Raw genomic sequence first — 25,268 nt, forward strand, 5'->3', positions numbered from 1 at the left:
TAAAAAACAGTTTCTATATAAATAGCCAGTTGTAAAGACGTGATAATTTATCACGAGTTTTTGTATACCGGAGAAAAGAATGAGCGACAAAATTATCCAACTATCTGACGATAGCTTTGAAGCCGATGTAATCAACGCGGCAGGCCCTGTTTTAGTAGACTTCTGGGCAGAATGGTGCGGACCTTGTAAGATGATTGCGCCAATTCTAAATGAAGTTGCGGAAGAATTTGATGGCAAGTTAACAGTTGGTAAACTGAATGTCGACCAAAATAACGAAACTGCGCCTAAATATGGTATCCGCGGGATCCCGACTTTACTGTTATTTAAGGACGGTAACGTTGCGGCAACCAAGGTTGGAGCTTTGTCAAAAACCCAGTTGACCGAGTTTTTGAACGAGAATATTTAAATAAATTAATAAAAAATGGCACTTTTGTGCCATTTTTTATCATTTAAACAAGAAAATTACGTCTCTACTTCTAGACCTTCTGTATTTTTGGTGCTAACTTTACTCTGTCCAGTTCGGGACACTTACCAAATATTCGCGTCCAAATCAGCGATTTACGAAAAACGTATCATTAATTTTATTCATTCAACTTTGCAATTAAGAGCAACATTTCAAGTAGAAAAACCCACCTATGAATCTAACGGAACTTAAAAATAAAACTATCAACGAACTCGTTGATTTAGCCAATGAAATGGGCCTGGAAAATATGGCCCGTGCGCGCAAGCAAGACATTATCTTTTCAATTTTGAAAGCACACGCTAAAAGCGGTGAAGATATTTTTGGAAATGGAGTGCTGGAGATTCTGCAGGATGGTTTCGGCTTTCTACGCTCAGCAGATTCCTCTTATCTGGCAGGACCGGATGATATATATGTCTCCCCCAGTCAGATAAGACGCTTTAACTTGCGCACTGGTGATACGATTTCGGGCAAGATCCGACCGCCGAAAGACAGCGAGCGTTATTTCGCCCTGTTGAAAATCAGCGAAGTCAATTTTGATCGTCCCGAAAATTCCCGTAATAAAATCCTGTTTGAAAACCTTACCCCATTGCATGCCAACGAGCGCCTGGTGATGGAACGGGGTAATGGTAGTACCGAAGATATTACTGCCCGTGTACTGGATTTAGCTTCACCGATTGGCCGTGGCCAACGTGGTTTGATCGTAGCGCCGCCCAAAGCCGGTAAAACTATTTTACTGCAAAATATCGCCACCTCGATTGCCGCTAACCATCCGGAATGTCAGTTAATTGTATTGCTGATTGATGAGCGCCCGGAAGAAGTTACCGAAATGCAACGTATGGTACAAGGTGAAGTGGTCGCATCAACTTTTGATGAACCTGCCAGCCGTCACGTCCAAGTCGCCGAAATGGTTATTGCCAAGGCCAAACGTTTAGTTGAGCACAAAAAAGATGTGGTGATATTACTGGATTCTATCACCCGTCTGGCGCGCGCCTACAACACGGTAATCCCGTCGTCCGGTAAAGTACTGACCGGTGGTGTGGATGCCAACGCATTACACAAACCCAAACGTTTCTTTGGTGCGGCACGTAATGTGGAAGAGGGCGGCAGCTTAACTATTATCGCTACTGCACTGGTGGATACCGGCTCCAAAATGGATGAAGTTATCTACGAGGAATTTAAAGGTACCGGTAATATGGAATTGCACCTGAACCGCAAAATTGCTGAAAAACGCGTGTTCCCTGCGATTGATTTTAACCGTTCCGGTACCCGTCGTGAAGAATTGCTGACCTCGCAGGACGAGCTACAGAAAATGTGGATCTTGCGCAAAATTGTGCATGAAATGTCAGAAATTGATGCGATGGAATTCTTGATCGACAAGTTATCCATGACCAAAACCAATGACGAATTCTTTACCGCCATGCGTCGGCAAAAAAGCTGATTAGCGTCAAGATAAACTAAAAAGGCACTGAAAAGTGCCTTTTTGCTATCTGCATGAATATTAAAGAATATTTATCTAAAGATGTTCGCTATGCAGGGTGTTGATCAATTCATCTTCCAGTTCAAAACGCTCTTCAAGCTGTTGTCCCAACTTTGACAAAGCCCGATCAAAATCGGACATATCGGTATCCGAGTTCGTTTCGGCATAGCAATCGTTAAATTTCAGCGCTTCATCTGTGGTGGTGGAGATTTTGGGATATAGCCTGGCCGACAGAGAATCGCCATTGGAAAGCTGATCATAAACTTCAAAATGTCCGGCAGACAAATAATCCATTAGTAACTCACAAAATTCACGGATTTTGTCTTTGTCCGGTAATGCCTGCGATTCCCGTTGATAAGGAGGTAAACCCGCCAACTCGCAATACATCACCAGCAGCATTTGACGTTCTGCCAGCCAGTTATCAATGGCATTATGGGCTCCACCCCACTTTTGCTTGGCCTGTTCAATACCAGTTAACATTAAATTCTCTCCTTAACCATGTCACAGGATTTCAGAAATTCTTGGCAATGCAAGCCACAGTATATCAAAATGGGTCCCAAGCAAAACCATTACCGCATTATCCCTGTCATTAAATCTACCTGAATTTGGTTTTAAAGATAAGCAGTAAATATGATTAATCAAAATGTACAGCTACATATCAAACAACAAGCCTGGTGGCTGGTGTTTTCCGGCAACCAGTTACTGCAGTTGGACACTCATCCTGGCTTGCCGAAAAACACTCATGCTGAAATGGATTTTCTGGGTGAGTATTTTGATCAGGTTATTCAGGTTGGCGAATACCAGCAGTTGCCCTGTTATATGATTGATATCGGCTCCGAAGTGGCTGAGCAACAAGCGGGGGAGTTTAATACGTTACGTGACTTACTGGTGCGCTCCGATCAGGAACTGTTCCAGATTGCGGCACGTGCCTGGCAAGTTGCCCTGTTTTTACGCACTCACCGTTATTGTGGTCAATGCGGCAGTACAACCCAGAAAATTGACTGGGAGCTGGCTGTCCAGTGCCCCACCTGCCAGCACCGTTGCTATCCGAGAATATCCCCATGCATTATCGTGGCCATTCGCCATCAAGACAAAATTTTACTGGCACAGGGACGTCATCATAAAAATAATATGTATTCGACCCTGGCCGGTTTTGTTGAAAGTGGCGAAAGTCTGGAGCAGGCAGTCCATCGTGAAGTGATGGAAGAAGTCGGTATCGAAATTAAAAACCTGCGTTACTTTAACAGTCAACCCTGGCCATTCCCGCATTCCTTGATGATGGGTTATCTGGCCGAGTATAAAAGTGGTGAAATTAAAGTCGATGGCCATGAAATTATCAGAGCCGACTGGTTCGCATTTGATAGTTTGCCGCTGATACCGCCGACCTTTTCTATTGCCGGCCAGCTAATTCAGGCTACCATCGATCAATAGCGTAAATAGAACGCTGAAGAATCTGGCGAAAACGAGCTAAAACCATGGTCACGCAAAGAAAAGCATATTAACCGCCGGGTTGCAGAGTTCACAGGGAAAGGAAATTTACGCCATTCGCTCTGAGCGCGCAGCAGTCGAAGGGTGAGTGGCATCTGCTTTTCCTCTGCGCATTTTACGTAAGAATTGATGTAACTCGCATCCCACCAACAGTCGGGGATAAATAACAAACTAAAAATAAAAAAGCCTTATCCGAAGATAAGGCTTGAATATTTTAGCGTGGAGGTCTCGTGTACGAGCTTCTTTTTGTTAGTATTTCACTAGCGCGAATAAGTTATACCAGAGTTTATTTCGCAAAGGCAAGTTTTATGTCAGTTAATTTATCCTATTAGTGACAGTGTCTACTCACATCACCCCATAAAAATGTGTACAATAGCGCCCGTTTTCAGCCTCCCGGAGCAGTGACCTTGTCTGAACTTAAGAATGATCGCTATTTAAAAGCCCTGTTAAAACAACCTGTTGATATGACTCCCGTATGGATGATGCGTCAGGCAGGGCGTTATTTACCCGAATACCGCGAAGTTCGCAGTCAGGCCGGGGATTTTATGTCGCTGTGTAAAAATGCTGAATTGGCCTGCGAAGTGACCTTGCAGCCTTTGCGACGCTTTGAACTGGATGCCGCGATTTTGTTTTCCGATATTCTGACCATCCCCGATGCCATGGGTTTAGGGTTGTATTTTGAAGCCGGTGAAGGCCCTAAATTTGAACGTCCAATCAGTTGCAAAGCAGATATCGACAAAATCCCTGACTTTGATCCCAATGTTGAACTGCAATATGTGATGAATGCCGTGTCGACCATCCGTAAAAACTTACAGGGACAAGTACCCTTAATTGGTTTTTCCGGCAGTCCGTGGACCTTAGCCACCTACATGGTCGAAGGTGGCAGCAGCAAAGCCTTTACCAAAATCAAGAAAATGGCCTTTGGTGAGCCACAAACCTTGCATCTATTGCTGGATAAACTGGCAGATTCGGTTATTGCTTACCTGAATGCGCAAATTGCAGCAGGCGCACAATCGGTGATGGTATTTGATACATGGGGTGGGGTGTTATCCCCTGCGGCATACAAAGAATTCTCTTTGCAATATATGCATAAAATTGTTGATGGTTTAACCCGCGAAGCTGAAGGTCGCAAAGTACCCGTAACCCTGTTCACTAAAAATGGTGGAATGTGGCTGGAAGCCATCGCAGCCACCGGTTGTGATGCGGTTGGTCTGGACTGGACCATTAATATTGAAGATGCCAAAACACGTGTAGGCGATAAAGTAGCACTGCAGGGCAATATGGATCCTTCGATGTTATACGCACCGGCCGAACGTATTGAGCAGGAAGTGCAAACCATACTACAAGGTTTTGGCAACGGCAGCGGCCATGTATTTAATTTAGGCCATGGCATTCATTTGGATGTACCACCGGAAAATGCCAAAGTGTTTATTGATGCAGTGCATAAATTCAGTAAGTCTTATCATCCGTAATCGCTAACTAATAAAAGTAAAAACGGTCTTTTTAGACCGTTCTTTAGTTTTCGGATTCAGATTTTTTCAGACTGGATTTGCTTAAGCTTGTCCAGCTGCTTTATCGCGTTGTGGTTGTCAGGTTGTAATTCCAACACCTTTTGGTAACCCGCAATGGCAGTTTCGATACTTGCCAGTCCGTAACTGCCGGTTCTGATAATTTTATTGTGTCGCACTACCGCCAGTTGCAGGCCAGGGATCTCACGTTGCTGCATTTGTGGGGTAATAAAATCATCCAGCTCATCAGCAAAGGCCAGATTAAACAAGGGGCTTAAGAATACCAGGATTAAAAATAGTGACTTCAACACTGTACTGCGCATTTCATACTCTTCTTGGTTAGTTTTCATATCAATCACCCTTTATTGCCCGCTATCGTATTGGCTTAATTGGTCAGGCTTCGGTTTTCATTTAGTAATTTTACTCACCTACAACCACTTTAGAGCAACAAATAGACCAACACATAACCAGTTGTTTTAATTTGATTTTTTATGGAAATAGCAATTTTTAAAATAAAAATATTAGTAAAAACAACCACATTTTTGTGAATGTGACTAATCAGTCGCACCGGCAGCAGGATCCTGTATTTTGCTGCAGCAGATCTACCCGCACTCACGAGACCTTGTCATCAAATAAAACCTTTTCACATCCAAACTAGTCACTCCGCGCATCTAAGAATTAAATCAAACAAAAGAAATACCCTATGAATCGTATTTTAATTACCACTCTTGTTGCTATGCCACTATTCGCGCACTATGTCATTGCTGAAAACACACTCGACAAAGAGCTTGCTGAACTGGATCGAACCTTTTTCCAGCGAGGTTTTAATCAGTGTGATCTGAACTATTTACAAGCACATATTGATAATGCTCTGGTGTTTTACCATGACCAAGGTGGTGTGCAGGATACAGATGCATTTTTAGCTAACACGCAAAAATACATCTGTAATAACGAGCAGGGTAAGCCAATACGAAGACTGTTTCCCGGCTCATTGCAGACCTATCCCTTGTTTAATGACGGAAAATTGTATGGGGCGATTCAACGTGGCAAGCATGCGTTTTACTTGCGGTCTGCAAACAAACCTGAGGTGCTAACCAGCACCGCTGATTTTACCCACACATGGATCAAACAAGGCAACACATGGCGATTATCAAATGTACTCAGCTACAACCACCAAAGCCCCGATAATGATGAAAGCGAGTTATTGTCTGTTCTAAATAAAACTCATGTACCTGCATTGGGTATTGGTATTATTGAATCAGGTCAGGTCAAATCGACACGTGTCTATGGCAAGTTGGATGAAAATTCACCGGCACCATTAGATACGCTTTTCAAGGTAGCCTCGCTAACCAAACCCATTGTCACCTTAGTGACATTAAAGTTAGTTAACGCTGGTAAATTATCCTTGGACGAACAGTTATCTCAATATTGGACTGATCCGGACTTACTGGATGACAAGAACGCTGCATTACTGACTCCCCGGATAATCCTGATGCATCAAACTGGTTTTCCTAATTGGCGATGGATGTCTGACAGTAAAAAGTTGAGTTTCAATTTTGTCCCCGGCCAAGGATATGGATATTCAGGTGAGGGCTTTGAATATTTGCGGCGTGCGCTTGAAGCCAAATTTGCTACAACACTCGAAAAATTAGCTGACAAGCTGGTGTTACAACCAGCAGGAATGATCAACACGCATTTCTGGTGGGATGAAAACCTGAACGAAGCGCTTTATGCTAAAAATGTTGATGAGCAGGGCAACCTGTATCCACTAGACAAATACTACAAGCCTAATGCAGCGGCCAATTTGATAACCACCATCGGGGATTACAGCCGTTTTATGCAATATGTGCTGAACCAGCAACAAGTTATGCCAGAGATTTACCATGCCATGATAGATAAAGGCTATAAGCTTGGTGAACATCATTATTTTGGGCTCGGCTGGGAAATATTTGATGGTTTTTCGACAAATGATTACGCTGTAATGCACACGGGTAAAGATCCGGGGGTTAATACCCTTGCGGTTTTCTTTCCCGAAACAGACAGTGCTTATGTGTTATTTATGAATGGTGATAACGCCGCACCAGTATTTGAGCATATGTTACCTCAGCTTTATCTGGGTAAAGAACTTTGGAATAGAAGGTAGACAATTGATGCAAGGCAGTGAAGAAGTCCTGGTACCGCTTATCGTATTCACTTCAATAACCTTGATTATTGGGTGGATATTGCTCTACCAGTTTAGTAAAAAACAGGCTTTTTTGCGTTTATTGGAAAAGCAACCCGGCCTGCAGCCCGAGTCGATAAAAGCGATAGGCCAGCGCCTTTTTGCCTCCAATAACGATCTACGCAAGGGCATTTTTTGTGTGGTGATCGCCTGCGCGATTTGGGGCTTTTCTCTGCTAACCCATTTTCACAGTAACGGTAATCTCAATCTGAACCATGCTCTGTACGGTATCGGATTGTTTCCATTTTTTGGCGGCATTGCTTATCTGATTCTATATCATCTCGAAAGGAATTGAGCACTTATTGATGAAACATTATTCGGATGATCAGCTTGTCGCGATTGCGCAAAGCTGCGCAGATCACGCTGCCTTCGAAGAACTGTTTAGACGAAACCATGAGAAACTGCGCAAGTTCTTGCTGAATAAAGTGAATGGCGTTGCAGTCGATGATGTGATGCAAGAAACCTATATCAAAGCCTATACCCATATTTCTCGCTACCAAGGCAAGGCGTCATTCTCGACCTGGCTTTTCTCTATCGCAATAAATGAACAACGTCAACTGGCCAGAAAAGTCAGTCGGTTTGATAAGTTAACCGCCCGATTATTCAGGCAGCAGCAAACCCCAAGCAGCGAAAAAAATATCGATGTGTTAATTGATTTTATCAAGTTGTCCAACGAACTTAACGACAAGCAATATGACGTGTTTATTCTGCATGCAGTTTATAGCTACTCTCATAGCGAAATTTCAACCAAGCTTGGTATGGCTGTGGGTAGCGTCAAAACCTATATTGCACAGGCTCAAAAATTACTAGGAGCATTTAAACATGACTGAGTTTTTAAGTACCAAGCGCAAAATCCGGCTTCTGTTATGGAGATATCGAAAAACAGGGTTACTCAGCCTATCGGTAATATTGTCTTTAGCATTGCTGCAAATTTTCCCACAGGCAACCGCTGCACAGACACTGCTGGATTTACCTTTTTTGTTTTGGGTATCTGCGACAGGGATAATTCTACTGCTGTTGGTCAGTCTGATAATCGATTGATATAGGCTATGCTTTGCGTTAATCAGATCAATCTCCTGGTCGCAATCCTGTATTTCTAATTGCAAACCGGGGATCTGCCATTGCTGCATTTGTGCGGCAATAAAACATTCAGTTGATCGGCAAAGCCAGATTAAACAAGGGGGCTTAAGAATACCAGGATTAAAAATAGTAATTTCAACACTGTACTGCGTATCTCGTATTCTTTATTGTTAGTTTGCATATAAATCATCCTTTACCGGCACCGTTTTACTACTTTGCCAAACTCAGGTGTTTATTAGTGAATTTCTTATATCTGCCAACATAAAGAGCAACATGCAGACCAATATTTAACTTATTGTTTTTAATTACTTTTATAATTTCAATTGAAAGAATTGTGATATTAACTTATTGAAATTAATCAATTTTTTGTGAAAAGACTAATTGTGGGTTGGGTACAAATGAATTGCTCTTCCTAGTTTTATTCTCTCCGAATCCAGCCTGGTAGTGCTTCATCCAAATACCCGTGTTTGGACTTTTTAATCACGCAGGGTAATCTAGTTTGCAAGGTCGATATTAAACACTATAGAGCTCAGAGTCGCTAAATGGATATTCTTGCTGAATTTATTAAAAACTTTGGTACTCAACTTTCAGCAGTTGGGGCAGCCATTGCTTTTGTATTTGCGGTCTATAAGTTCGTAGCAGAGAGAAACGCCATTCGATTTTGGAAAGAGTTTGACGCCTACCATAAGCTCGTAAAAGAACTTGTCGAACCTACTAATGAGCAGGGAACAATGTACGTTGATCGTCAAACGGCAGCAATTTTTGAGTTGCGCTTTTACCACCGGTACTACCCTCATTCGTTAAGAATGCTTAAGCATTTAAGGGTAAAATGGGCGGCAGTTCCTGATCAATACCCACGTTTGATCGAAGAAATGGATCTTACAATTAGGTATATCGAAAAAACCTAACAATACAATAAACTGAGGAATAAAATACAGATTTGTCGAATGACCTGACAGGATTTTCGAACAAGTATCAATTCTTTGATGATTCCACCTAATATTTCCATAACCAAGCGCAGCTTGGCTTTATTCCCTTTGCAGTAAATAAAAACCTTGTTCAGATTAGCCTACCGGTATTCGAGACAGGGATGTCGAGAAAACAGCTGCTGAAGGGATGTGGATTTGCTGTGGTACCGGGATGCCTGAACAAGGTTTTTGTGTTTTTACTGCAAGGGTGACGGGGGATTTCAAAGGGGAACCGTCATTTGTTCCCTTTTGGCTGCCGTCGCCAGTGCGACGCCAATAGTTGATTTAATTACTTACTTTCAATTTAACACATAAGCCAAATTTTGGATTCCGGCTCAAAAAACTGCCGGAATGACGGTGGCCCTTAGCGCGGCCAATATACCCTGCGAATGCGGAACTCGTTACGCGTCTCTTGGTAATCCTTTTTCGACACTTCTAATCAAGCGCTGGGTGGTCCGGTCTTCAATACCATCATCCAACGCTTTAGCTTTTTGCTGGTCAATCGCCCATTGAATATGCTCAGCTACCAGCTCCGTTGCGTTAGGCAAAGTTGCACTTAAAACCGTAATAATCTCGTCGGAATAGGGCGCGTTACCCAGAGCCACGGCAATATTGCGTTGCCAGCGTTCAAAGCCGATGCGTCGAATCGCCGATCCTTCGGTGTTGGCTAAAAACGACTGTTCATTCCAGGCAAATAAATCCAGTAAATCCTGTTGATGTAATTGTTGCCGTGTCTGAAAATCTTCCTCGACTGACAGATTGGCAAAACGATTCCAGGGGCAGATTAACTGGCAATCGTCGCAACCATAAATACGGTTGCCGATTAATGCTCTGAATTCTTCCGGGATCGCGCCTTTTTGCTCAATGGTTAAATAGGAGATACAACGCCGAGCATCGACCACATAAGGTTCCACAATTGCCTGGGTAGGACAAATGGTGATACAGGCAGTGCAACTGCCGCAGCCTTCTTCTACCGGTTGATCCACCGGCAAGGGCAGATTAATAAACAACTCGCCTAAAAAAAACCACGAACCCGCTTGGCGATTCAATGTCAGTGAATGCTTGCCTGTCCAGCCTAACCCGGCTTTTTCGGCCAGTGCATGTTCCAGTACCGGCGCCGAATCCACAAACGGGCGAAATTCCAGCGGACACTGCGCCTTTATTTTTTCGCCCAGTTTTTTAAGGCGTTGGCGCATTAATTTATGATAATCCCGACCCAGTGCATAACGGCTGATATAGCCCTTATTTTTATTTTTCAGACTACGGGCAAAACCGGCTTCAGTGGGTAGATAATCCAGCCGCACACTGATCACCCGCACTGTGCCGGGCAGCAGTTCATCCGGTCTGGCACGTTTCATACCATGCTCTGCCATAAAGTCCATTTCGCCCTGATAACCTTTTTCTAACCACTGCTGCAGGAATTTTTCGTGCTTCGACAGGTCTATATCGGCGATACCCACTTGCTGAAAACCTAGCGCTTTACCCCATGCCTTGATATTTTCAGCTAACTGTTTGAGATCTTGTTCGAGGAACGGCCCCATTGAAACCCTTTACCGCTGCTGCCAGAACGCCTAGATTAGCACAGAAGTTCTACTCCGCGCAGCAGATCCGCCAACATGAAGGAGCAGCAGCCACTGCGGCAGACTGTGATCTCTATACTCTTATGGAACGCGCCGGCCAGGCGGTATTTAACGCTATTAGACAATATTTTGCAGAGACGCGGAATTTGCTGGTGTTATGTGGCTCGGGCAACAACGGTGGCGACGGTTTTGTGGTCGCCCGGCTGGCCAAACAGGCTGGCTACACGGTGGTATTACACAGTTTTGCCGATCCCCATAAGGCAGGGGAGGACGCCAAACTGGCCCGCCAGAAATGGCTGAATAGTGGGGGAGAAATCAATATTGATATACCCGTCGATTTCCAATCCTGCGATCTGATTATTGACGCATTACTGGGCACCGGAATTAAAGGCACCGTGCGTGAGCCTTATCAATCACTTATTGGACAGATAAATCAATCACCCCGTCCGGTGCTAAGCATCGATATTCCTTCCGGTCTTGATGCTGACTGTGGCATGGTTAATCAATATGTCATTGAGGCTAGTGTGACAGTAACTCTGGTAGGGCTGAAGGCCGGACTGCTGACAGGGGAAGGAAAACAACAATGCGGAATATTAGTACTTGATGAGTTGGGAATAGCAACCGAGTTTGCGCAACTCGCCGAGTCAAGCGGCATGCATTATGCACTGGACAATGTCGCACCTTTGCCTAAAAGGCCAATTAACAGTCATAAAGGCCATTTTGGCCGACTGTTGTGTATTGGCGGGCACAGCAGCATGCCCGGTGCGATTCGGCTGAGTGCTAACGCCGCGCTACGCTGCGGAGCCGGACTGATTAAAGTAGTATGCCATCCCGAGTCGCGCCTGCTAGTGCACAGTGGTTTACCTGAATTGATGCTGGGTCAGGAAGACGTCGAACTGGACGACATGCTGGATTGGGCAGATGCAATTATTATTGGTCCGGGGCTGAGCCAGTATTCCTGGGGTGAATCATTGTTTGAACAGGTGATCCGTTATCAACAGAATCAGGCCAAACCCTGGGTTATTGATGCTGACGGACTTAATTTACTGACTAAATACAATATTCAGTTAGGTGAGCATTGCGTATTAACACCACATCCTGGTGAAGCCTCGCGTTTACTGGGCTGCACTGTTAGCGACATTGAAAGCAATCGAATCAGCAGCGCCCGGACACTGGCACAAAAATATCGATGCCAGGTAAATCTCAAGGGAGCTGGCAGCGTGATTGTCACTGACAATCAATTAGCGATATGCAAAGAAGGCAATCCCGGCATGGCCAGTGCCGGAATGGGCGACACCTTAACAGGAATTATTGGTGCCTTGATGGCACAAGGCTTAAGCGCTTCAGATGCTTTGTTGCATGCTAGCGCATTGCATGCCAGAGCCGGTGATCTTGCTGCCCAAAATGGCGGAGAACATGGTATGCTTGCCAGTGATTTAATTCTGTTTTTACGTCAATTAGTGAATCGATAATGTTGTATCAGCAATTTTTGCCAGATGAACAGGCCACACTGGATTTTGCTGCGAGTATCGCCGCGTTATGCTCCCAGGCAACGGTTATTCATCTCGAGGGGGATTTGGGTGCCGGAAAAACCTGCTTCAGCCGTGGTTTTATTCAGGCATTGGGTTACACGGGTCGGGTTAAAAGCCCCACCTACACTCTGGTTGAGCCCTATGAAATTGAGAATTGGCGAATATTTCATTTTGACCTGTACCGGCTCGCCGATCCGGAAGAACTGGAATTTATCGGTATCCGCGATTATTTTGAAAAAGACTGCCTAAGTCTGATAGAGTGGCCCGAGAAAGGAATTGGCATGTTGCCACCTGCCGATTTGATCATTCAATTCGTCTTCGAGCAACAGGGCCGAACAGTAAGTGTTCGGGATAATTCGGATCTGGGGCGTGTGTTGATTGCAAAACTAGAAGAATAATAAAAATGAGCAACCGTCATTTTTCATTCAAAATTATCATTCTTATGCTTGCCTTGCTGCCTGCTGCCTCGTGGGGGGCGGCTAACAAAATCAAAAGCGTACGCATCTGGCCCTCTCCCGATAACACCCGGGTGGTATTTGATCTGGAAGGTTCCCCCGAATACACCTATTTCACCCTGTCCAAACCGGAAAGGCTGGTGATTGATTTAGCCGACACCCAGGGTAAGTTCGACTTCTCCGGCTTAAGTAACGACAGCGCGTTACTGAAGAAAATTCGCTATAGCACGGCCAAAAACAAACAATCGGTAAGATTGGTGCTGGAACTTGAAAAAAGCATCAAACCGCAAATATTTGCCCTGACTCCCACCGCGCCCTATGGCGACAGACTGGTTATCGATCTGCGCGACAGAGAAGCAGAGGCGAAAGAAGCCGCTCCCAAACAGGTCGTCACTCATCATGCCCAAGAGAGCACTAACAGGCCGATTATTGTCGCCGTCGATGCCGGTCATGGTGGCGAGGATCCCGGCTCTATTGGCCACGCCGGTACTTATGAAAAGAATATCACCCTGTCCATTGCCAAATCATTAGCGCGTCTGATTGACAGTGAATCCGGTATGAAATCCGTGCTGGTGCGCAGCGGGGATTATTATGTCGGTTACAGTCGACGCACCGACATTGCCCGCCAGGCAGGCGCAGATTTATTTGTATCTATTCATGCCGATGCTTTTACCACCCCGCAACCTAGTGGCGGTTCGGTGTGGGTATTATCGATGAAGCGGGCCAATACGGAATTAGGACGCTGGCTGGAGAAAAAAGAACGTTATTCCGAGCTACTTGGAGGAGCTGCAGAAGTGATCCAGGACTCGGATAGTGAGCGTTACCTGACCCAGGCTTTGCTGGATATGTCGATGGACCATTCTATGACTACCAGCTATGGATTAAGCGATATGGTGATCAGTGAAATGAAAAAAATCACCCACATGCATAAAAGCGCTCCACAGGCCGCCAGTTTAGCAGTACTGACTTCACCGGATATCCCTTCTATTCTGGTGGAAACAGGATTTATCTCTAATCCCAAAGAAGAAAAGAACCTTAACTGGTCTACTCATCGAGAACGGCTGGCTAGCGCCATCTTTAACGCGATTAAATCCCACTTCAAGCGCACGCCTCCTGATGGCACCCTGTGGGCATCCTTAAAACAGGACACCCGCACGCATAAAGTCAGTCGAGGTGAATCCCTGTCGGTGTTGGCACAACGCTACAACATCTCGGTAAAAAACCTCAAAGTAGCCAATAACATGAACTCGGATATTGTTCGCATCGGTCAGGTATTGACCATTCCCAGCAGCTAACCGGACATTACCAATTTATGCCAATTAAATTGTTGCCAGCGATGCTGGCCAACCAGATAGCCGCTGGTGAAGTGGTTGAACGCCCCTCTTCGGTGGTTAAAGAACTGGTAGAAAATAGTCTGGACGCCGGCGCTAGCGAAATTGAGATCAGCATAGAAAAAGGTGGCCACAAGCGTATTTGTATTCGTGATAACGGGTGCGGGATAGACAAACAGGAGCTGGAGCTGGCACTAAGCCGTCATGCCACCAGTAAAATTGAATCGCTGGACGATCTTGAGCATATTGCCAGTCTGGGTTTTCGGGGCGAAGCCCTGGCCAGTATCAGTTCAGTGTCACGCCTTACTTTGATTTCCAAGCCAGCTAAACAGTCCAACGCCTGGCAAGCCCACACCGAAGGACGTGAAATGCAGGTCAAGGTTTCGCCTGCAGCTCATCCCGACGGCAGCAGCATTGATGTACAGGATCTGTTTTTTAATACTCCGGCGCGGCGCAAATTTTTACGCGCCGAGAAAACCGAGTTTATGCATATCGACGAAGTGATTAAACGCATGGCGCTAAGTCATTTCAATGTACAGTTTACCCTTAAACATAACGGCAAAACTGTCCGTCGTTACCCTAAAGCCAGCGAAGCCGAGCAACGACTAAAACGTGTGGCGAAAGTGTGCGGGAATGATTTTGTTGAACAAACGTTCAGTGTCAAAAGTGACTATCAGGGCATGCTATTAACCGGCTGGCTTTCGCCGCACCAAGCAGAACGCCAAGGGGCTGAAACGCAATACTTTTATATTAACGGCCGGGTAATGCGCGACAAATTGGTCAATCATGCCGTTCGCCAGGCCTGTCATGAAAGCTTTGCCGATGACAGATTGCCTAATTATGTGTTGTATCTGGATATTGATCCTGAACAACTGGACGTCAATGTGCATCCGGCCAAACACGAAGTGCGCTTTCATCAATCCAGACTGGTGCATGATTTTATTTATCGTGCCATGTTAGATGCGCTAGCCCAAACAGATGCTATAAGCAGCACTCCTGCGACTTATACGCAGCAGCCTGCGACAGAACCGGCACATAATTATATTAACAGCTTGCAACCCGCTTATCGGAGTGGCTCATCGAATCATTATCGCCCCTCGACAAGCTACACACCGGAAAATCAGACTCGCGCGGCCGAACATTATCAGCAGTTAGTGACACCAACTAACAGTCAAGGCCATGATATTCAATGGATGCTGGTGGAAGGCCATTATCTGCTTGTCGCACTAGATTCACTTTATCTAGTGGATTTACACCATTTACAGCAGGCTAAATTCAAGCAGGAGCTGACTGATCGACAGGTTGTCAGCCAACCACTGTTAATGCCACTGTCGGTGCCAGTTAGCAGCGAACAGCAACAGGTAGCGGAACAACTTCAAACCTTATTAGTCGAATATGGCATTCATCTGAATTGTTTACCCGGAAAACTGATGTTAACGCAGATCCCGGCCGGTATGCGTGAACTGGACTGGGCCGGGTTATTGAATCAACTGACTGATAGTCTGCTTGAACCAAAGGATTTGACTAGCTATTTACTGGTGATGTTCAAGCAGTACCAAACAGCGTTCAATCAGCCACAGGCTCAGTCATTGTGGTTGTGGGCACAACGCCATTTTGCCGAAAACTGGCAGCAGCAAATTGAAGCCTGGGGAACACAGGTTCCCTTACAGCAGTGGATAACCCAACATGTCTGAGGTTTTTCCTCCCGCTATTGCGTTAATGGGGCCAACCGCGTCGGGCAAAACCGCGCTGGCGATTGAACTATGTCAACAGCTTCCCTGTGAAATTATTAGTGTCGATTCCGCATTAATTTATCGCGAGATGGATATTGGCACGGCCAAACCGACAGCCGATGAATTAGCCTTGGCTCCCCATCGCCTGATTAACATCAAAGATCCTGCCGAGGTCTATTCTGCTGCAGATTTCAGGCACGATGCGCTAAAAGAAATGGCCGACATCACTGCCGCAGGCAAAATTCCGTTATTAGTCGGTGGCACCATGATGTATTTTAAAATACTGCTGGAAGGCATATCACCTCTACCGACGGCCGACAGTCAGATTCGTCAGCAGCTTGAACACCAGGCAGCACAGCAAGGTTGGTTGGCCTTACATCAGCAATTACAACAGATTGACCCACAATCCGCTCAACGTATCCATCCCAATGATCCGCAGCGTTTGACCCGGGCATTGGAAGTGTTTCATTTAACGGGAAAATCATTAACCGAGTTGACAAAACAAAAGTCGCCCCCATTACCTTATAAGTTAAAACAATTTGCTATAGCACCGCAGGATCGCCAGGTATTGCATCAACGTATTGCCCAACGCTTTGATTTGATGTTGTCCCAAGGCTTTGAAAATGAAGTAAAAAAGTTATTTTCACGAGCTGATTTACATCTGGATCTACCTTCGATAAGAGCTGTTGGATACCGACAGATGTGGGAATATTTGCAAGGCAGGTACGACCATCACGAAATGCGGGAACGTGCTATAATTGCAACGCGTCAGTTAGCCAAACGTCAGTTAACCTGGCTACGTAACTGGAAAAATGTGCATTGGTTAGATACATTTGCAATCAATAACTTAGAGCGAGTACTGGCTATACAGCAAGATTAATTGTTGTATACTTCAGGCTGCTGCTATAAAACATAATAATAGAATCACAAGGATTACAGAAAATGGCTAAGGGGCAATCATTACAAGACCCGTTTTTAAATGCGCTACGCAAAGAACGAATTCCTGTTTCGATCTATCTCGTTAATGGTATTAAATTGCAGGGTCAGGTTGAATCTTTTGATCAGTTTGTCATTTTACTAAAAAACACTGTTAGTCAAATGGTATACAAACACGCAATCTCCACTGTTGTACCGTCTCGCCCCATTCCTATGGTTGCGAATCCGACAACAAACTCCGATAATGAACAGGAATAAAATTTTATTTTAGAACTGTTTATTATTAGGAGATAGTGCTTGTTTGACCGTTATGAGGCAGGTGAACAGGCTGTATTGGTTCATATAAATTTTTCCGACGAAAGCAGCAGAGAAGATTTGCATGAATTGCAGATGTTGGTCTCTTCTGCCGGAGTCACTACCGTTGATGTCATTACTGGTTCGCGCCAAACTCCTCATCCCAAGTATTTTGTCGGTAGCGGTAAAGCGGAAGAAATAGCCAATGCAGTGCGTGCCAGCGAAGCGCAGGTTGTTATTTTTAATCATGCCCTTTCACCGTCACAAGAACGCAATCTGGAACAACTGTGTAAATGCAAAGTGATTGACCGTACCGGTCTTATCCTGGATATTTTTGCCCAACGAGCCAGAACTCATGAGGGTAAGTTGCAGGTAGAGCTGGCGCAATTACGGCATATATCAACCCGACTGATTCGGGGCTGGACCCACCTTGAGCGCCAGAAAGGCGGAATCGGTTTACGTGGACCGGGTGAAACCCAACTTGAAACGGATCGCCGTCTGCTACGTGGACGCATCAAAAGTATTCTGCGCCGTTTAGGCAAAGTCGAAAAACAGCGCGAGCAAGGCCGTCGCGCCAGAAACCGTGCGGAAATTCCTACGTTAGCGCTGGTCGGCTATACCAATGCCGGTAAGTCTACCTTATTTAATACTATCACCCAGGCCGGGGTATACGCCGCTGACCAGTTATTTGCCACGCTGGATCCCACATTACGCAAAATTCAGCTTCAGGATGTCGGTCCGACAATTCTGGCCGATACCGTGGGCTTTATTCGTCATTTGCCGCATGATCTGGTGGCAGCGTTTAAGGCCACCTTGCAAGAAACCCGCGAAGCAGACTTGTTACTGCATGTAGTGGATTTTTCAGACGATCAGCACGAAGAAAATATTCGACAGGTAGACGAAGTGTTGGCGGAGATTGATGCCGACGAAATCCCGCAACTCATGATCTGTAACAAAATTGATCGGATGGAAGGCATGCGCCCCAAGATTGATCGGGATGAGGATGGCAGACCTTGCCGGGTATGGATTTCAGCCCAGCAGGACATCGGCATCAATTTGTTGTTTGAGGCACTCACAGAGTGTCTGGCGCAAACAATGGTGCAATATCAGTTGCGCATTCCGGCCAAAGAAGGAAAACTGCGAGGAGCCTTGTTTCATTTGGACTGTATCGCAGAACAATCTTATGCAGATGATGGTGACTGGTTGGTTGATGTCCGTATGCCCAGCAGCGACTGGCAAAGATTAGTAAAAAGATACGATGGTGACATTAACAGCTATGTCATTAGCAGCCATTAATTGAATAACCCTAAAGCAGTAAAGATGCTGCGCAACACTGTTGATGTTGCCTGTATGATTTATCGCTACAACAATAACGTGGAGAGATAACATGGCTTGGAATGAGCCTGGTGGTAACAATAATGATCCCTGGAAAAATCGCGGAGGACGCGATCAGGGTCCGCCGGATCTGGATGAAATTTTTAAGAACTTCTTTGCCAAACTCGGCGGAAAGTCCGGAGGCGGCTCAGGCTCATCCGGCGGCAAGAGCTTTGGCGGAATTGGACTGAGTTTGATCGTGGGTATCCTGGTTGCCATCTGGGTAATCAGCGGTTTTTATACCGTGCGTGAAGCGGAACGTGGGGTGGTATTAACCTTCGGCAAGTTCAACGAGTTTAAAGATCCTGGCTTGCGCTGGAAAGCGACCTTTATCGATAAAGTATTTACCGTTGATGTTAAATCCATCCGCCATCTTCCCTCCTCCGGTTTTATGCTGACCCAAGATGAAAACGTAGTGCGGGTAGAAATGGAAATCCAGTACCGTATTGTCGAACCCTATAAGTATACCTTTGCTGTCACCGATCCTGACGAGAGTTTACGTCAGGCATTGGACAGTGCTATTCGTTACGTGGTCGGTCATTCAGATATGAATGATGTACTCACCAGCGGTCGCGAACTCACCCGTCAAAATGTGTGGGAAGAGTTACGCAAAATCATCGAACCCTATGGAATGGGCATTGATGTAGTTGACGTGAACTTTAAAGATGCGCGTCCGCCTGAAGAAGTAAAAGCCGCTTTTGATGACGCCATTGCTGCACAAGAAGATGAGGTGAAGTTTATTCGTGAAGCCGAAGCCTACGCACGGGCGATTGAGCCACAGGCACGAGGCAGTGCCAACCGGATGACTCAGGAAGCTCAGGCCTACAAAGAACAGTCTATTTTAAAGGCCGAAGGTGAAGTAGCGCGTTTTAACGAACTATTACCCCAGTACGAAGCTGCGCCGGAAGTTACCCGTCAACGCCTCTATCTGGAAACGCTGGAAAAAGTTTACAGCAATACCAGCAAGATTATGGTCGACAACAAGGGCAGCGGTAACATGATGTACCTGCCACTGGATAAAATACTGGAGCGCCAGACAACTTATACCCTGCCTGCCAGCAATCAAGATACGCTCGAGGGCCTGCGTCAAACTAGTCAGGACAATACGCAAAGTCCGTCCAGTAGCCGCAGTGACCGGACAAGAACGGGGAGAAATTAATCAATGAAAAATTTATTGTTAGTACTTATCGTTGCGTTAATTGGATTGGGTTTTGGCTCTATTTTTGTGGTTGAAGAAGGTCACAAAGCGATTGTAATCCAGTTTGGTAAAGTCCAGCGCGATTCAGAAACCCAAGAAACCCGAGTATTTGAGCCTGGTATCCATTTCAAATTGCCGTTATTTGATAAAGTTAAACAACTGGATGCCCGTATTCAAACACTGGATGACTCACCGGGCCGTTTTGTTACCTCCGAGAAAAAAGATTTGATCGTGGATTCCTATGTCAAATGGAAGATCAGCGACTTTTCAGCTTACTATTTGTCTACCGGCGGATTTAAGGATCAGGCGGAGGCCCTATTAAAACAGAAGGTCAATAATGGTCTGCGTACCGAATTTGGTACCCGTACTATTACTGAAATTGTGTCGGGTGAACGTTCCGAACTGATGCAAAAAGCCATGACGCAAACCTCGCAAAGTGCCACTGAACTGGGTATCGAGATAGTTGATGTTAGGGTCAAGCAGATTAACCTACCACAAGAAGTCAGCAACTCTATCTTCCAGCGGATGCGTGCCGAGCGAAGCGCGGTAGCACGTGAACACCGTTCACAAGGTCAGGAACAGGCGGCCATACTCAAAGCCAATATCGATGCCAAAGTCACTGTTATGTTAGCCGATGCCGAGCGTAATGCGCGCAAGGTAAAAGGTGAAGGTGATGCGGCGGCAGCCAAGATTTACGCTGATGCTTACACTAAAAACGCCGAGTTTTACAGCTTTCTGCGCAGTATGGACGCGTATCAGAAAAGCTTTGCAGATAAACAGGATGTATTGATTCTGGAACCGGACAGCGACTTCTTTAAATATATGAAAGATGCTAAAGGTAAAAAGTAATTTTCAAAGGGTCCGTAAGGACCCTTTCGCTATATAACGCTCGGTTAATCCATGTATAAACATCTTTACCAACATTTTCTTGACGCCAATCCTGGTGTGCAGCACTTTGCCTGCCACAGTCACCATTACTGGCCGGATATAACCCGCCAGGCAATGCTGGATTATTGGGACGATTCGGCCAATAGGGTAGATGAAAAATGGGATTATCTGTTCAGCGAAAAAATTCCGGCGGTGCAACAGAAAATCGCCCAATTGCTCAACACCGGCCAACCACAGCAATTGGTGTTTGCTCCTAATACCCACGAATTACTGTTTCGGATTATCAGTTGTCTGGACCTATCTAAACCATTACGCATATTAACCACCGACAGCGAGTTTCATAGCTTTAACCGACAGGTGACGCGTCTGGAGGAGTTGACTAATGTCATAGTCGATCGTGTTGCCTGTTTACCTTTCGAATCATTTGAATCCCGGTTTATTCAGCAGGCGCAACAACATCAATATGATTTAACCTTTGTCAGTCAGGTATTTTTTAATTCCGGTTTAGCGATCATTAATCTAAATCAACTTGTGGATGCGATACACCAGCCAAATAGCATTACGGTGATTGATGGTTATCACGGATTTATGGCACTACCCACTGATCTGGCCATGATTAAAGACAAAGTTTTTTATCTGGCGGGCAGTTATAAATATGCGCAAGGAGGTGAGGGTTGCTGTTTCGCCCATGTTCCGCAAAATTGCCAATTACGCCCGTTGTATACCGGCTGGTTTGCCGAGTTTGGCGAGCTGGATAAAGCCAACAGTGGTGAAGTAAACTATGCTACCAACGCCATGCGCTTTGCCGGTTCAACCATGGATTTTGCCGCGCTTTACCGACTGGATGCAGTATTAACGCTGTTTGCAGATTTGAGCCTGAGTATAGAAAACATTCATCAATACGTAAAAGTACTGCAAGCGGCCTTTCTGCAACATATTGAGTCCCTGCGACATACCCAGCTAAATCCGGACAATCTATTACAAACAGACAAAAATCATCACGGTCATTTTCTCACCTTCAGGTTACAAGATAACCGACAAGTGGCAGAATTGGCCCTGTATCTTAAACAGCACAATATCATTACCGATTATCGGGGTGACCGTTTACGTTTCGGTTTTGCGCTGTATCACAATGTCGAGGATTACGATCTAGGCTGCCTACAATTTCATCAGGGACGGGACAATGGATAACTTATTTTGGATGGCATTTGCGCTGTTTTTAATTCTGGAAGGACTCGGTCCGCTGCTGTTCCCGAAGAAATGGCGCAACTATATTTTGCAACTGGCCAATCAGCCGGCACAAAGTTTACGGCTAATGGGCGGTATTATGGTCGCAATTGGCTTTATACTCTGGCATTGGCTCAACTAAAGCGCAATTGGTCTATAAAACAGATGATTTCCCCCCCTATTTTTTGATAGAATCCCCGCCTAATTTTTTGCTGACTTTTTAATCATGGCTAATAACGTTGTTGTACTTGGCACCCAATGGGGTGACGAAGGTAAAGGAAAAATTGTTGATCTACTCACTGAGAAAGCGAGTTATGTGGTTCGCTATCAGGGTGGCCACAATGCCGGCCATACGCTGGTACTTGACGGTGAGAAAACAGTCTTACACCTGATCCCTTCCGGCATTCTGCGTGACAACGTTAAATGCGTCATCGGTAATGGCGTGGTATTAAGCCCTGAAGCGTTAATGACTGAAATTGCCATGCTGGAAGAGCGCGGGGTCCCCGCCAAGGATCGTCTGTTCATTAGCGAAGCCTGCCCGTTGATCTTGCCGTATCATATTGCACTGGATGTAGCCCGTGAGAAAGCACTGGGCAACAAGGCCATTGGTACCACTGGCCGCGGTATCGGCCCGGCTTACGAAGATAAAGTAGCCCGCCGCGCGTTACGGGTTGGCGACTTATTCTGTATGGACAGCTTTGCGGTTAAACTGAAAAAGATTATCGATTTCCATAATTTTGCCCTGACTGAATACTATAAAGTCGAGCCGGTTGATTTCGACACAGTATTGCAGCAAGTTAAAGAGGTGGCTGACATACTCAAAGCCATGGTGGTCGACGTAACCGATTTACTGGATAAAGCCCGCAAAAATGGCGATGCCATCATGTTTGAGGGCGCACAGGGCACCTTGTTGGATATTGACCACGGCACTTACCCTTATGTCACTTCCTCCAATACTACTGTAGGTGGTGTGGCAACTGGCGCCGGTTTTGGCCCGCTGCATCTGGATTACGTGTTGGGTATCGTTAAAGCTTATACCACCCGGGTAGGCTCCGGCCCATTCCCAACCGAGCTGGAATGCCAGGTGGGCCAGCATCTCGGCGTGAAAGGTCATGAATTTGGTGCCACTACAGGTCGTAAACGTCGGACTGGCTGGTTTGATGCGGTAGCGATGAAACGTGCAGTACAAATTAACTCAATTACCGGTTTTTGCTTAACCAAACTGGATGTACTGGATGGACTCGAGACCCTAAAAATCTGTACCGGTTATCAATATCCGGACGGCAGTGTTAAAGATGTACCGCCTATGGCAGCTGAAGGTTACGAAATAGCCATCCCACAATACGAAGAGATGCCAGGCTGGTCAGATAATACTTATGGCGTCACTTCGGTGGACGGTCTACCTCAGGCAGCCCGCGACTATATCGCACGGATAGAAGAACTGACGGGTGTTCCTGTGGATATTATTTCCACCGGCCCGGATCGAAATGAGACCATCATTGTCAGACATCCTTACGAAGTCTAAGCCAATTCTGGAATTCCTAAGCCGCTAACCAGCGGCTTTTTTGTGGCTAATTGATACGGAATGGCATTGACATAACTGGTCAGTCCATTACATTAGTTAGCATTAAAATCAGCTCGGACAGTTCATGGATATTGCCGCAATCGCTTTGCAGGTTAACAGCCTGAAATCATTCTTTAATCAAGGTCAAACTCGCGCGCTTAGCTGGCGACGCCAGCAATTGCTGCAACTAAAAAAAATGACCGAGGACCACGAAGATGACATCGCCAAGGCGCTCGAACAGGATTTAGGCAAATGTCGTCAGGAAGCCTGGACGGCTGAGATTGGCTACCTGCTCTCCGAAATCAATCACAGCCTTAGACATCTGAATAAATGGAGCAAACGCCGCCGGGTCAGTACTCCTATGGTGGCACAACCAGGCAGCAGCTTCCTGTTGCCTGAGCCCAAGGGCGTAGCACTGATTATTGGTGCCTGGAATTATCCATTCCAGTTATTACTGGCGCCATTAGTTGCAGCTATTGCTGCAGGTAATTGTGCTGTACTCAAACCCTCCGAATTGGCCGTTAATGTATCCGCTTTACTGGCCAAGTTAGTTCCGGACTATCTGGATCAACATGCCTTTGTGTTGATAGAAGGCGGTGTCGAACAAACCACAGAAGTTCTGAAACAGCCTTTTGATCATGTGTTCTACACGGGCGGAGAAAGCGTAGGCAAAATTGTAATGCGGGCGGCGGCTGAGCATCTCACTCCGGTGACCCTGGAATTAGGCGGCAAGAGTCCCTGTATAGTCGATCAGAATACCAACCTGAAAGTCACCGCGCGCAGAATAGTCTGGAGTAAATGGATGAATGCCGGCCAGACCTGTGTCGCACCGGACTATGTGATTGTCAGCAAGGATTTTTCCCAACCCCTGATCGACGCCATCAAGCAAGAACTGACCGCATTTTATGGCAAAGACAGTGCAACCAATGGCGATTATGGCCGGATCATCAATGATCGTCATCACGCCAGACTGATCGGTTATCTGCAAGGACAAAATATTATTCACGGCGGCCAGGCTGACAGCGATACACGCTATCTGGCACCGACTCTGGTACTTAACCCTGATCTGCATTCGGCGCTAATGCAGGAAGAAATATTTGGCCCAATCTTGCCCATTATCACGTTAGATAAAATTGAAGATTCCATTGCTCTTGTTAATCAACGCGCCAAACCTTTAGCCTTGTATCTGTATACCAATGATAAAGATTTAACCGAGCGGGTATTACACCAAACCAGTGCCGGTAGTGTGTGTATTAATGATGGGATGATCTTTATGACCAACCCTAAACTACCTTTTGGTGGCGTGGGCAATAGCGGCATGGGGAGTTATCACGGTCAATTCGGTTTTGATACCTTCAGCCATCTCAAAGCGGTGATGAAAAGACCCTTCATCTTCGATGTTAACTTGCGTTATCCGCCTTTTAACCGATTTAAATTATCTGTGCTTAAGAAGCTGCTCTAAATTTCGCACCAATGAATTAAAAGTGGCCTCCCGGACAGGCCACTTTGCCTATTTGTTGACGTTCATATACCTGCATAACAACTTAGCTTTGCTGCAGAATATAGGCGTGTACTTCAGTAGCTTCACGTTGTTTGGCAAAATCAACCAAACTAGCCCCATCACAAGTCATGCCATCTTCCGCTATCAATTTGCGCAATACATCCCGGCGACTGGAGGCCACGCTGCCGACTTTTCGGGCCAGACTATGTTTGAGCAGTAATACGTCATCATTCAATACAGCTTTACAAAAAGATGAAAACTTCATATCACCGACTAACTTATAACCTTCAGATGTCGTCACGTTTGTCTCGGCACTCACTGTTGCAGTCAATGCCGAAAGCGCGAGTGCAGGTACAATTAAATATTTCATGGGTGTTTCTCCTGATTATGGATTCAAAACGCGAGAATGTTCCCGCCCTTTAGTTATGCATGGAAAAACCCCATACGTCT

Annotated in this window: 25 protein-coding genes; 21 read left to right on the forward strand and 4 right to left on the reverse strand. The window is 45.7% G+C overall.

Annotated elements, in window-relative coordinates; genetic code table 11:
- Positions 1-79 precede the first annotated feature (79 nt).
- Complete coding sequence (trxA, locus tag V1467_RS18865) at positions 80-406, forward strand: thioredoxin TrxA (RefSeq protein ID WP_416306529.1); 327 nt, start codon at positions 80-82, stop codon at positions 404-406.
- A 229-nt stretch (positions 407-635) separates the two neighbouring features.
- On the forward strand, positions 636-1,901 hold the full coding sequence (rho, locus tag V1467_RS18870) for a transcription termination factor Rho (protein ID WP_416306530.1): 1,266 nt from the start codon (positions 636-638) through the stop codon (positions 1,899-1,901).
- A 75-nt stretch (positions 1,902-1,976) separates the two neighbouring features.
- Here the strand turns inward: rho and rsd are convergent, their stop codons facing one another.
- Positions 1,977-2,420, reverse strand: a complete 444-nt coding sequence (gene rsd, locus V1467_RS18875; protein ID WP_416306531.1) for a sigma D regulator — start codon at positions 2,418-2,420, stop codon at positions 1,977-1,979.
- A 150-nt stretch (positions 2,421-2,570) separates the two neighbouring features.
- On the opposite strand from rsd, the gene nudC reads away from it, so the two are divergent.
- Both nudC and hemE read left to right on the forward strand, forming a co-directional pair.
- Positions 2,571-3,371 (forward strand): NAD(+) diphosphatase, encoded by an 801-nt coding sequence (gene nudC, locus V1467_RS18880; protein ID WP_416306532.1) that lies wholly within the window; start codon positions 2,571-2,573, stop codon positions 3,369-3,371.
- 464 nt (positions 3,372-3,835) lie between these two features.
- Positions 3,836-4,900 carry a uroporphyrinogen decarboxylase gene (gene hemE / locus V1467_RS18885; RefSeq protein WP_416306533.1) on the forward strand — a complete coding sequence of 355 codons (1,065 nt, stop codon included), beginning with the start codon at positions 3,836-3,838 and terminating at the stop codon, positions 4,898-4,900.
- Between the two features lie 56 nt (positions 4,901-4,956).
- On the opposite strand, the gene V1467_RS18890 is transcribed toward hemE, so the two are convergent.
- Positions 4,957-5,286 carry a hypothetical protein gene (locus V1467_RS18890; protein WP_416306534.1) on the reverse strand — a complete coding sequence of 110 codons (330 nt, stop codon included), beginning with the start codon at positions 5,284-5,286 and terminating at the stop codon, positions 4,957-4,959.
- Positions 5,287-5,639: 353 nt separating this feature from the next.
- On the opposite strand from V1467_RS18890, the gene V1467_RS18895 reads away from it, so the two are divergent.
- From V1467_RS18895 to V1467_RS18910, 4 genes are all read left to right on the forward strand, one after another.
- A complete protein-coding gene (locus tag V1467_RS18895) occupies positions 5,640-7,079 on the forward strand; it encodes a serine hydrolase (protein ID WP_416306535.1) in 1,440 nt (479 codons plus the stop codon).
- Between the two features lie 7 nt (positions 7,080-7,086).
- Positions 7,087-7,452: a DUF6249 domain-containing protein gene (locus V1467_RS18900; protein WP_416306536.1), complete on the forward strand. Its 366-nt coding sequence runs from the start codon at positions 7,087-7,089 to the stop codon at positions 7,450-7,452.
- A gap of 10 nt (positions 7,453-7,462) precedes the next feature.
- Positions 7,463-7,987 (forward strand): RNA polymerase sigma factor, encoded by a 525-nt coding sequence (locus V1467_RS18905; protein ID WP_416306537.1) that lies wholly within the window; start codon positions 7,463-7,465, stop codon positions 7,985-7,987.
- 792 nt (positions 7,988-8,779) lie between these two features.
- A complete protein-coding gene (locus tag V1467_RS18910) occupies positions 8,780-9,145 on the forward strand; it encodes a hypothetical protein (protein ID WP_416306538.1) in 366 nt (121 codons plus the stop codon).
- A gap of 461 nt (positions 9,146-9,606) precedes the next feature.
- Here V1467_RS18910 and queG read toward each other — a convergent pair whose 3' ends face one another.
- Complete coding sequence (gene queG, locus V1467_RS18915) at positions 9,607-10,746, reverse strand: tRNA epoxyqueuosine(34) reductase QueG (RefSeq protein ID WP_416306539.1); 1,140 nt, start codon at positions 10,744-10,746, stop codon at positions 9,607-9,609.
- Between queG and V1467_RS18920 the strand changes: the two genes are divergently transcribed.
- The 13 genes from V1467_RS18920 to V1467_RS18980 all read left to right on the forward strand — a co-directional run bounded on the left by V1467_RS18920 (position 10,746) and on the right by V1467_RS18980 (position 24,779).
- Positions 10,746-12,257, forward strand: a complete 1,512-nt coding sequence (locus V1467_RS18920) for an NAD(P)H-hydrate dehydratase (RefSeq protein WP_416306540.1) — start codon at positions 10,746-10,748, stop codon at positions 12,255-12,257. The genes queG and V1467_RS18920 overlap by 1 nt on opposite strands.
- Positions 12,257-12,715 (forward strand): tRNA (adenosine(37)-N6)-threonylcarbamoyltransferase complex ATPase subunit type 1 TsaE, encoded by a 459-nt coding sequence (tsaE, locus tag V1467_RS18925; protein ID WP_416306541.1) that lies wholly within the window; start codon positions 12,257-12,259, stop codon positions 12,713-12,715. Before V1467_RS18920 ends, tsaE begins: the two co-directional genes overlap by 1 nt.
- Positions 12,716-12,720: 5 nt before the next feature.
- Positions 12,721-14,067 carry an N-acetylmuramoyl-L-alanine amidase gene (locus V1467_RS18930; protein ID WP_416306542.1) on the forward strand — a complete coding sequence of 449 codons (1,347 nt, stop codon included), beginning with the start codon at positions 12,721-12,723 and terminating at the stop codon, positions 14,065-14,067.
- A 17-nt stretch (positions 14,068-14,084) separates the two neighbouring features.
- Entirely contained in the window at positions 14,085-15,797 is a 1,713-nt protein-coding gene (gene mutL / locus V1467_RS18935) for a DNA mismatch repair endonuclease MutL (RefSeq protein ID WP_416306543.1), read from the forward strand.
- Entirely contained in the window at positions 15,790-16,716 is a 927-nt protein-coding gene (gene miaA, locus V1467_RS18940; RefSeq protein WP_416306544.1) for a tRNA (adenosine(37)-N6)-dimethylallyltransferase MiaA, read from the forward strand. Before mutL ends, miaA begins: the two co-directional genes overlap by 8 nt.
- A gap of 62 nt (positions 16,717-16,778) precedes the next feature.
- Complete coding sequence (gene hfq, locus V1467_RS18945; protein ID WP_416306545.1) at positions 16,779-17,030, forward strand: RNA chaperone Hfq; 252 nt, start codon at positions 16,779-16,781, stop codon at positions 17,028-17,030.
- A 39-nt stretch (positions 17,031-17,069) separates the two neighbouring features.
- On the forward strand, positions 17,070-18,362 hold the full coding sequence (hflX, locus tag V1467_RS18950; protein WP_416306546.1) for a ribosome rescue GTPase HflX: 1,293 nt from the start codon (positions 17,070-17,072) through the stop codon (positions 18,360-18,362).
- A 91-nt stretch (positions 18,363-18,453) separates the two neighbouring features.
- Positions 18,454-19,599 carry an FtsH protease activity modulator HflK gene (gene hflK / locus V1467_RS18955; protein WP_416306547.1) on the forward strand — a complete coding sequence of 382 codons (1,146 nt, stop codon included), beginning with the start codon at positions 18,454-18,456 and terminating at the stop codon, positions 19,597-19,599.
- A 3-nt stretch (positions 19,600-19,602) separates the two neighbouring features.
- Positions 19,603-20,487 (forward strand): protease modulator HflC, encoded by an 885-nt coding sequence (hflC, locus tag V1467_RS18960; protein WP_416306548.1) that lies wholly within the window; start codon positions 19,603-19,605, stop codon positions 20,485-20,487.
- A 51-nt stretch (positions 20,488-20,538) separates the two neighbouring features.
- Complete coding sequence (locus V1467_RS18965) at positions 20,539-21,717, forward strand: aminotransferase class V-fold PLP-dependent enzyme (protein WP_416306549.1); 1,179 nt, start codon at positions 20,539-20,541, stop codon at positions 21,715-21,717.
- Positions 21,710-21,895 carry a DUF2065 domain-containing protein gene (locus tag V1467_RS18970; protein WP_416306550.1) on the forward strand — a complete coding sequence of 62 codons (186 nt, stop codon included), beginning with the start codon at positions 21,710-21,712 and terminating at the stop codon, positions 21,893-21,895. The genes V1467_RS18965 and V1467_RS18970 overlap by 8 nt, the downstream gene beginning before the upstream one ends.
- 84 nt (positions 21,896-21,979) lie before the next feature.
- Positions 21,980-23,278: an adenylosuccinate synthase gene (locus V1467_RS18975; protein WP_416306551.1), complete on the forward strand. Its 1,299-nt coding sequence runs from the start codon at positions 21,980-21,982 to the stop codon at positions 23,276-23,278.
- A 124-nt stretch (positions 23,279-23,402) separates the two neighbouring features.
- Complete coding sequence (locus V1467_RS18980; RefSeq protein ID WP_416306552.1) at positions 23,403-24,779, forward strand: aldehyde dehydrogenase family protein; 1,377 nt, start codon at positions 23,403-23,405, stop codon at positions 24,777-24,779.
- Positions 24,780-24,861: 82 nt separating this feature from the next.
- On the opposite strand, the gene V1467_RS18985 is transcribed toward V1467_RS18980, so the two are convergent.
- The gene (locus V1467_RS18985; RefSeq protein ID WP_416306553.1) at positions 24,862-25,188 is read right to left on the reverse strand and encodes a hypothetical protein; all 327 of its coding nucleotides are present in this window, start codon (positions 25,186-25,188) and stop codon (positions 24,862-24,864) included.
- Positions 25,189-25,268 lie beyond the last annotated feature (80 nt).

Origin of the sequence: Neptunicella plasticusilytica, from assembly GCF_047922965.1 — a bacterium.
Lineage (GTDB): Bacteria > Pseudomonadota > Gammaproteobacteria > Enterobacterales > Alteromonadaceae > Neptunicella > Neptunicella plasticusilytica.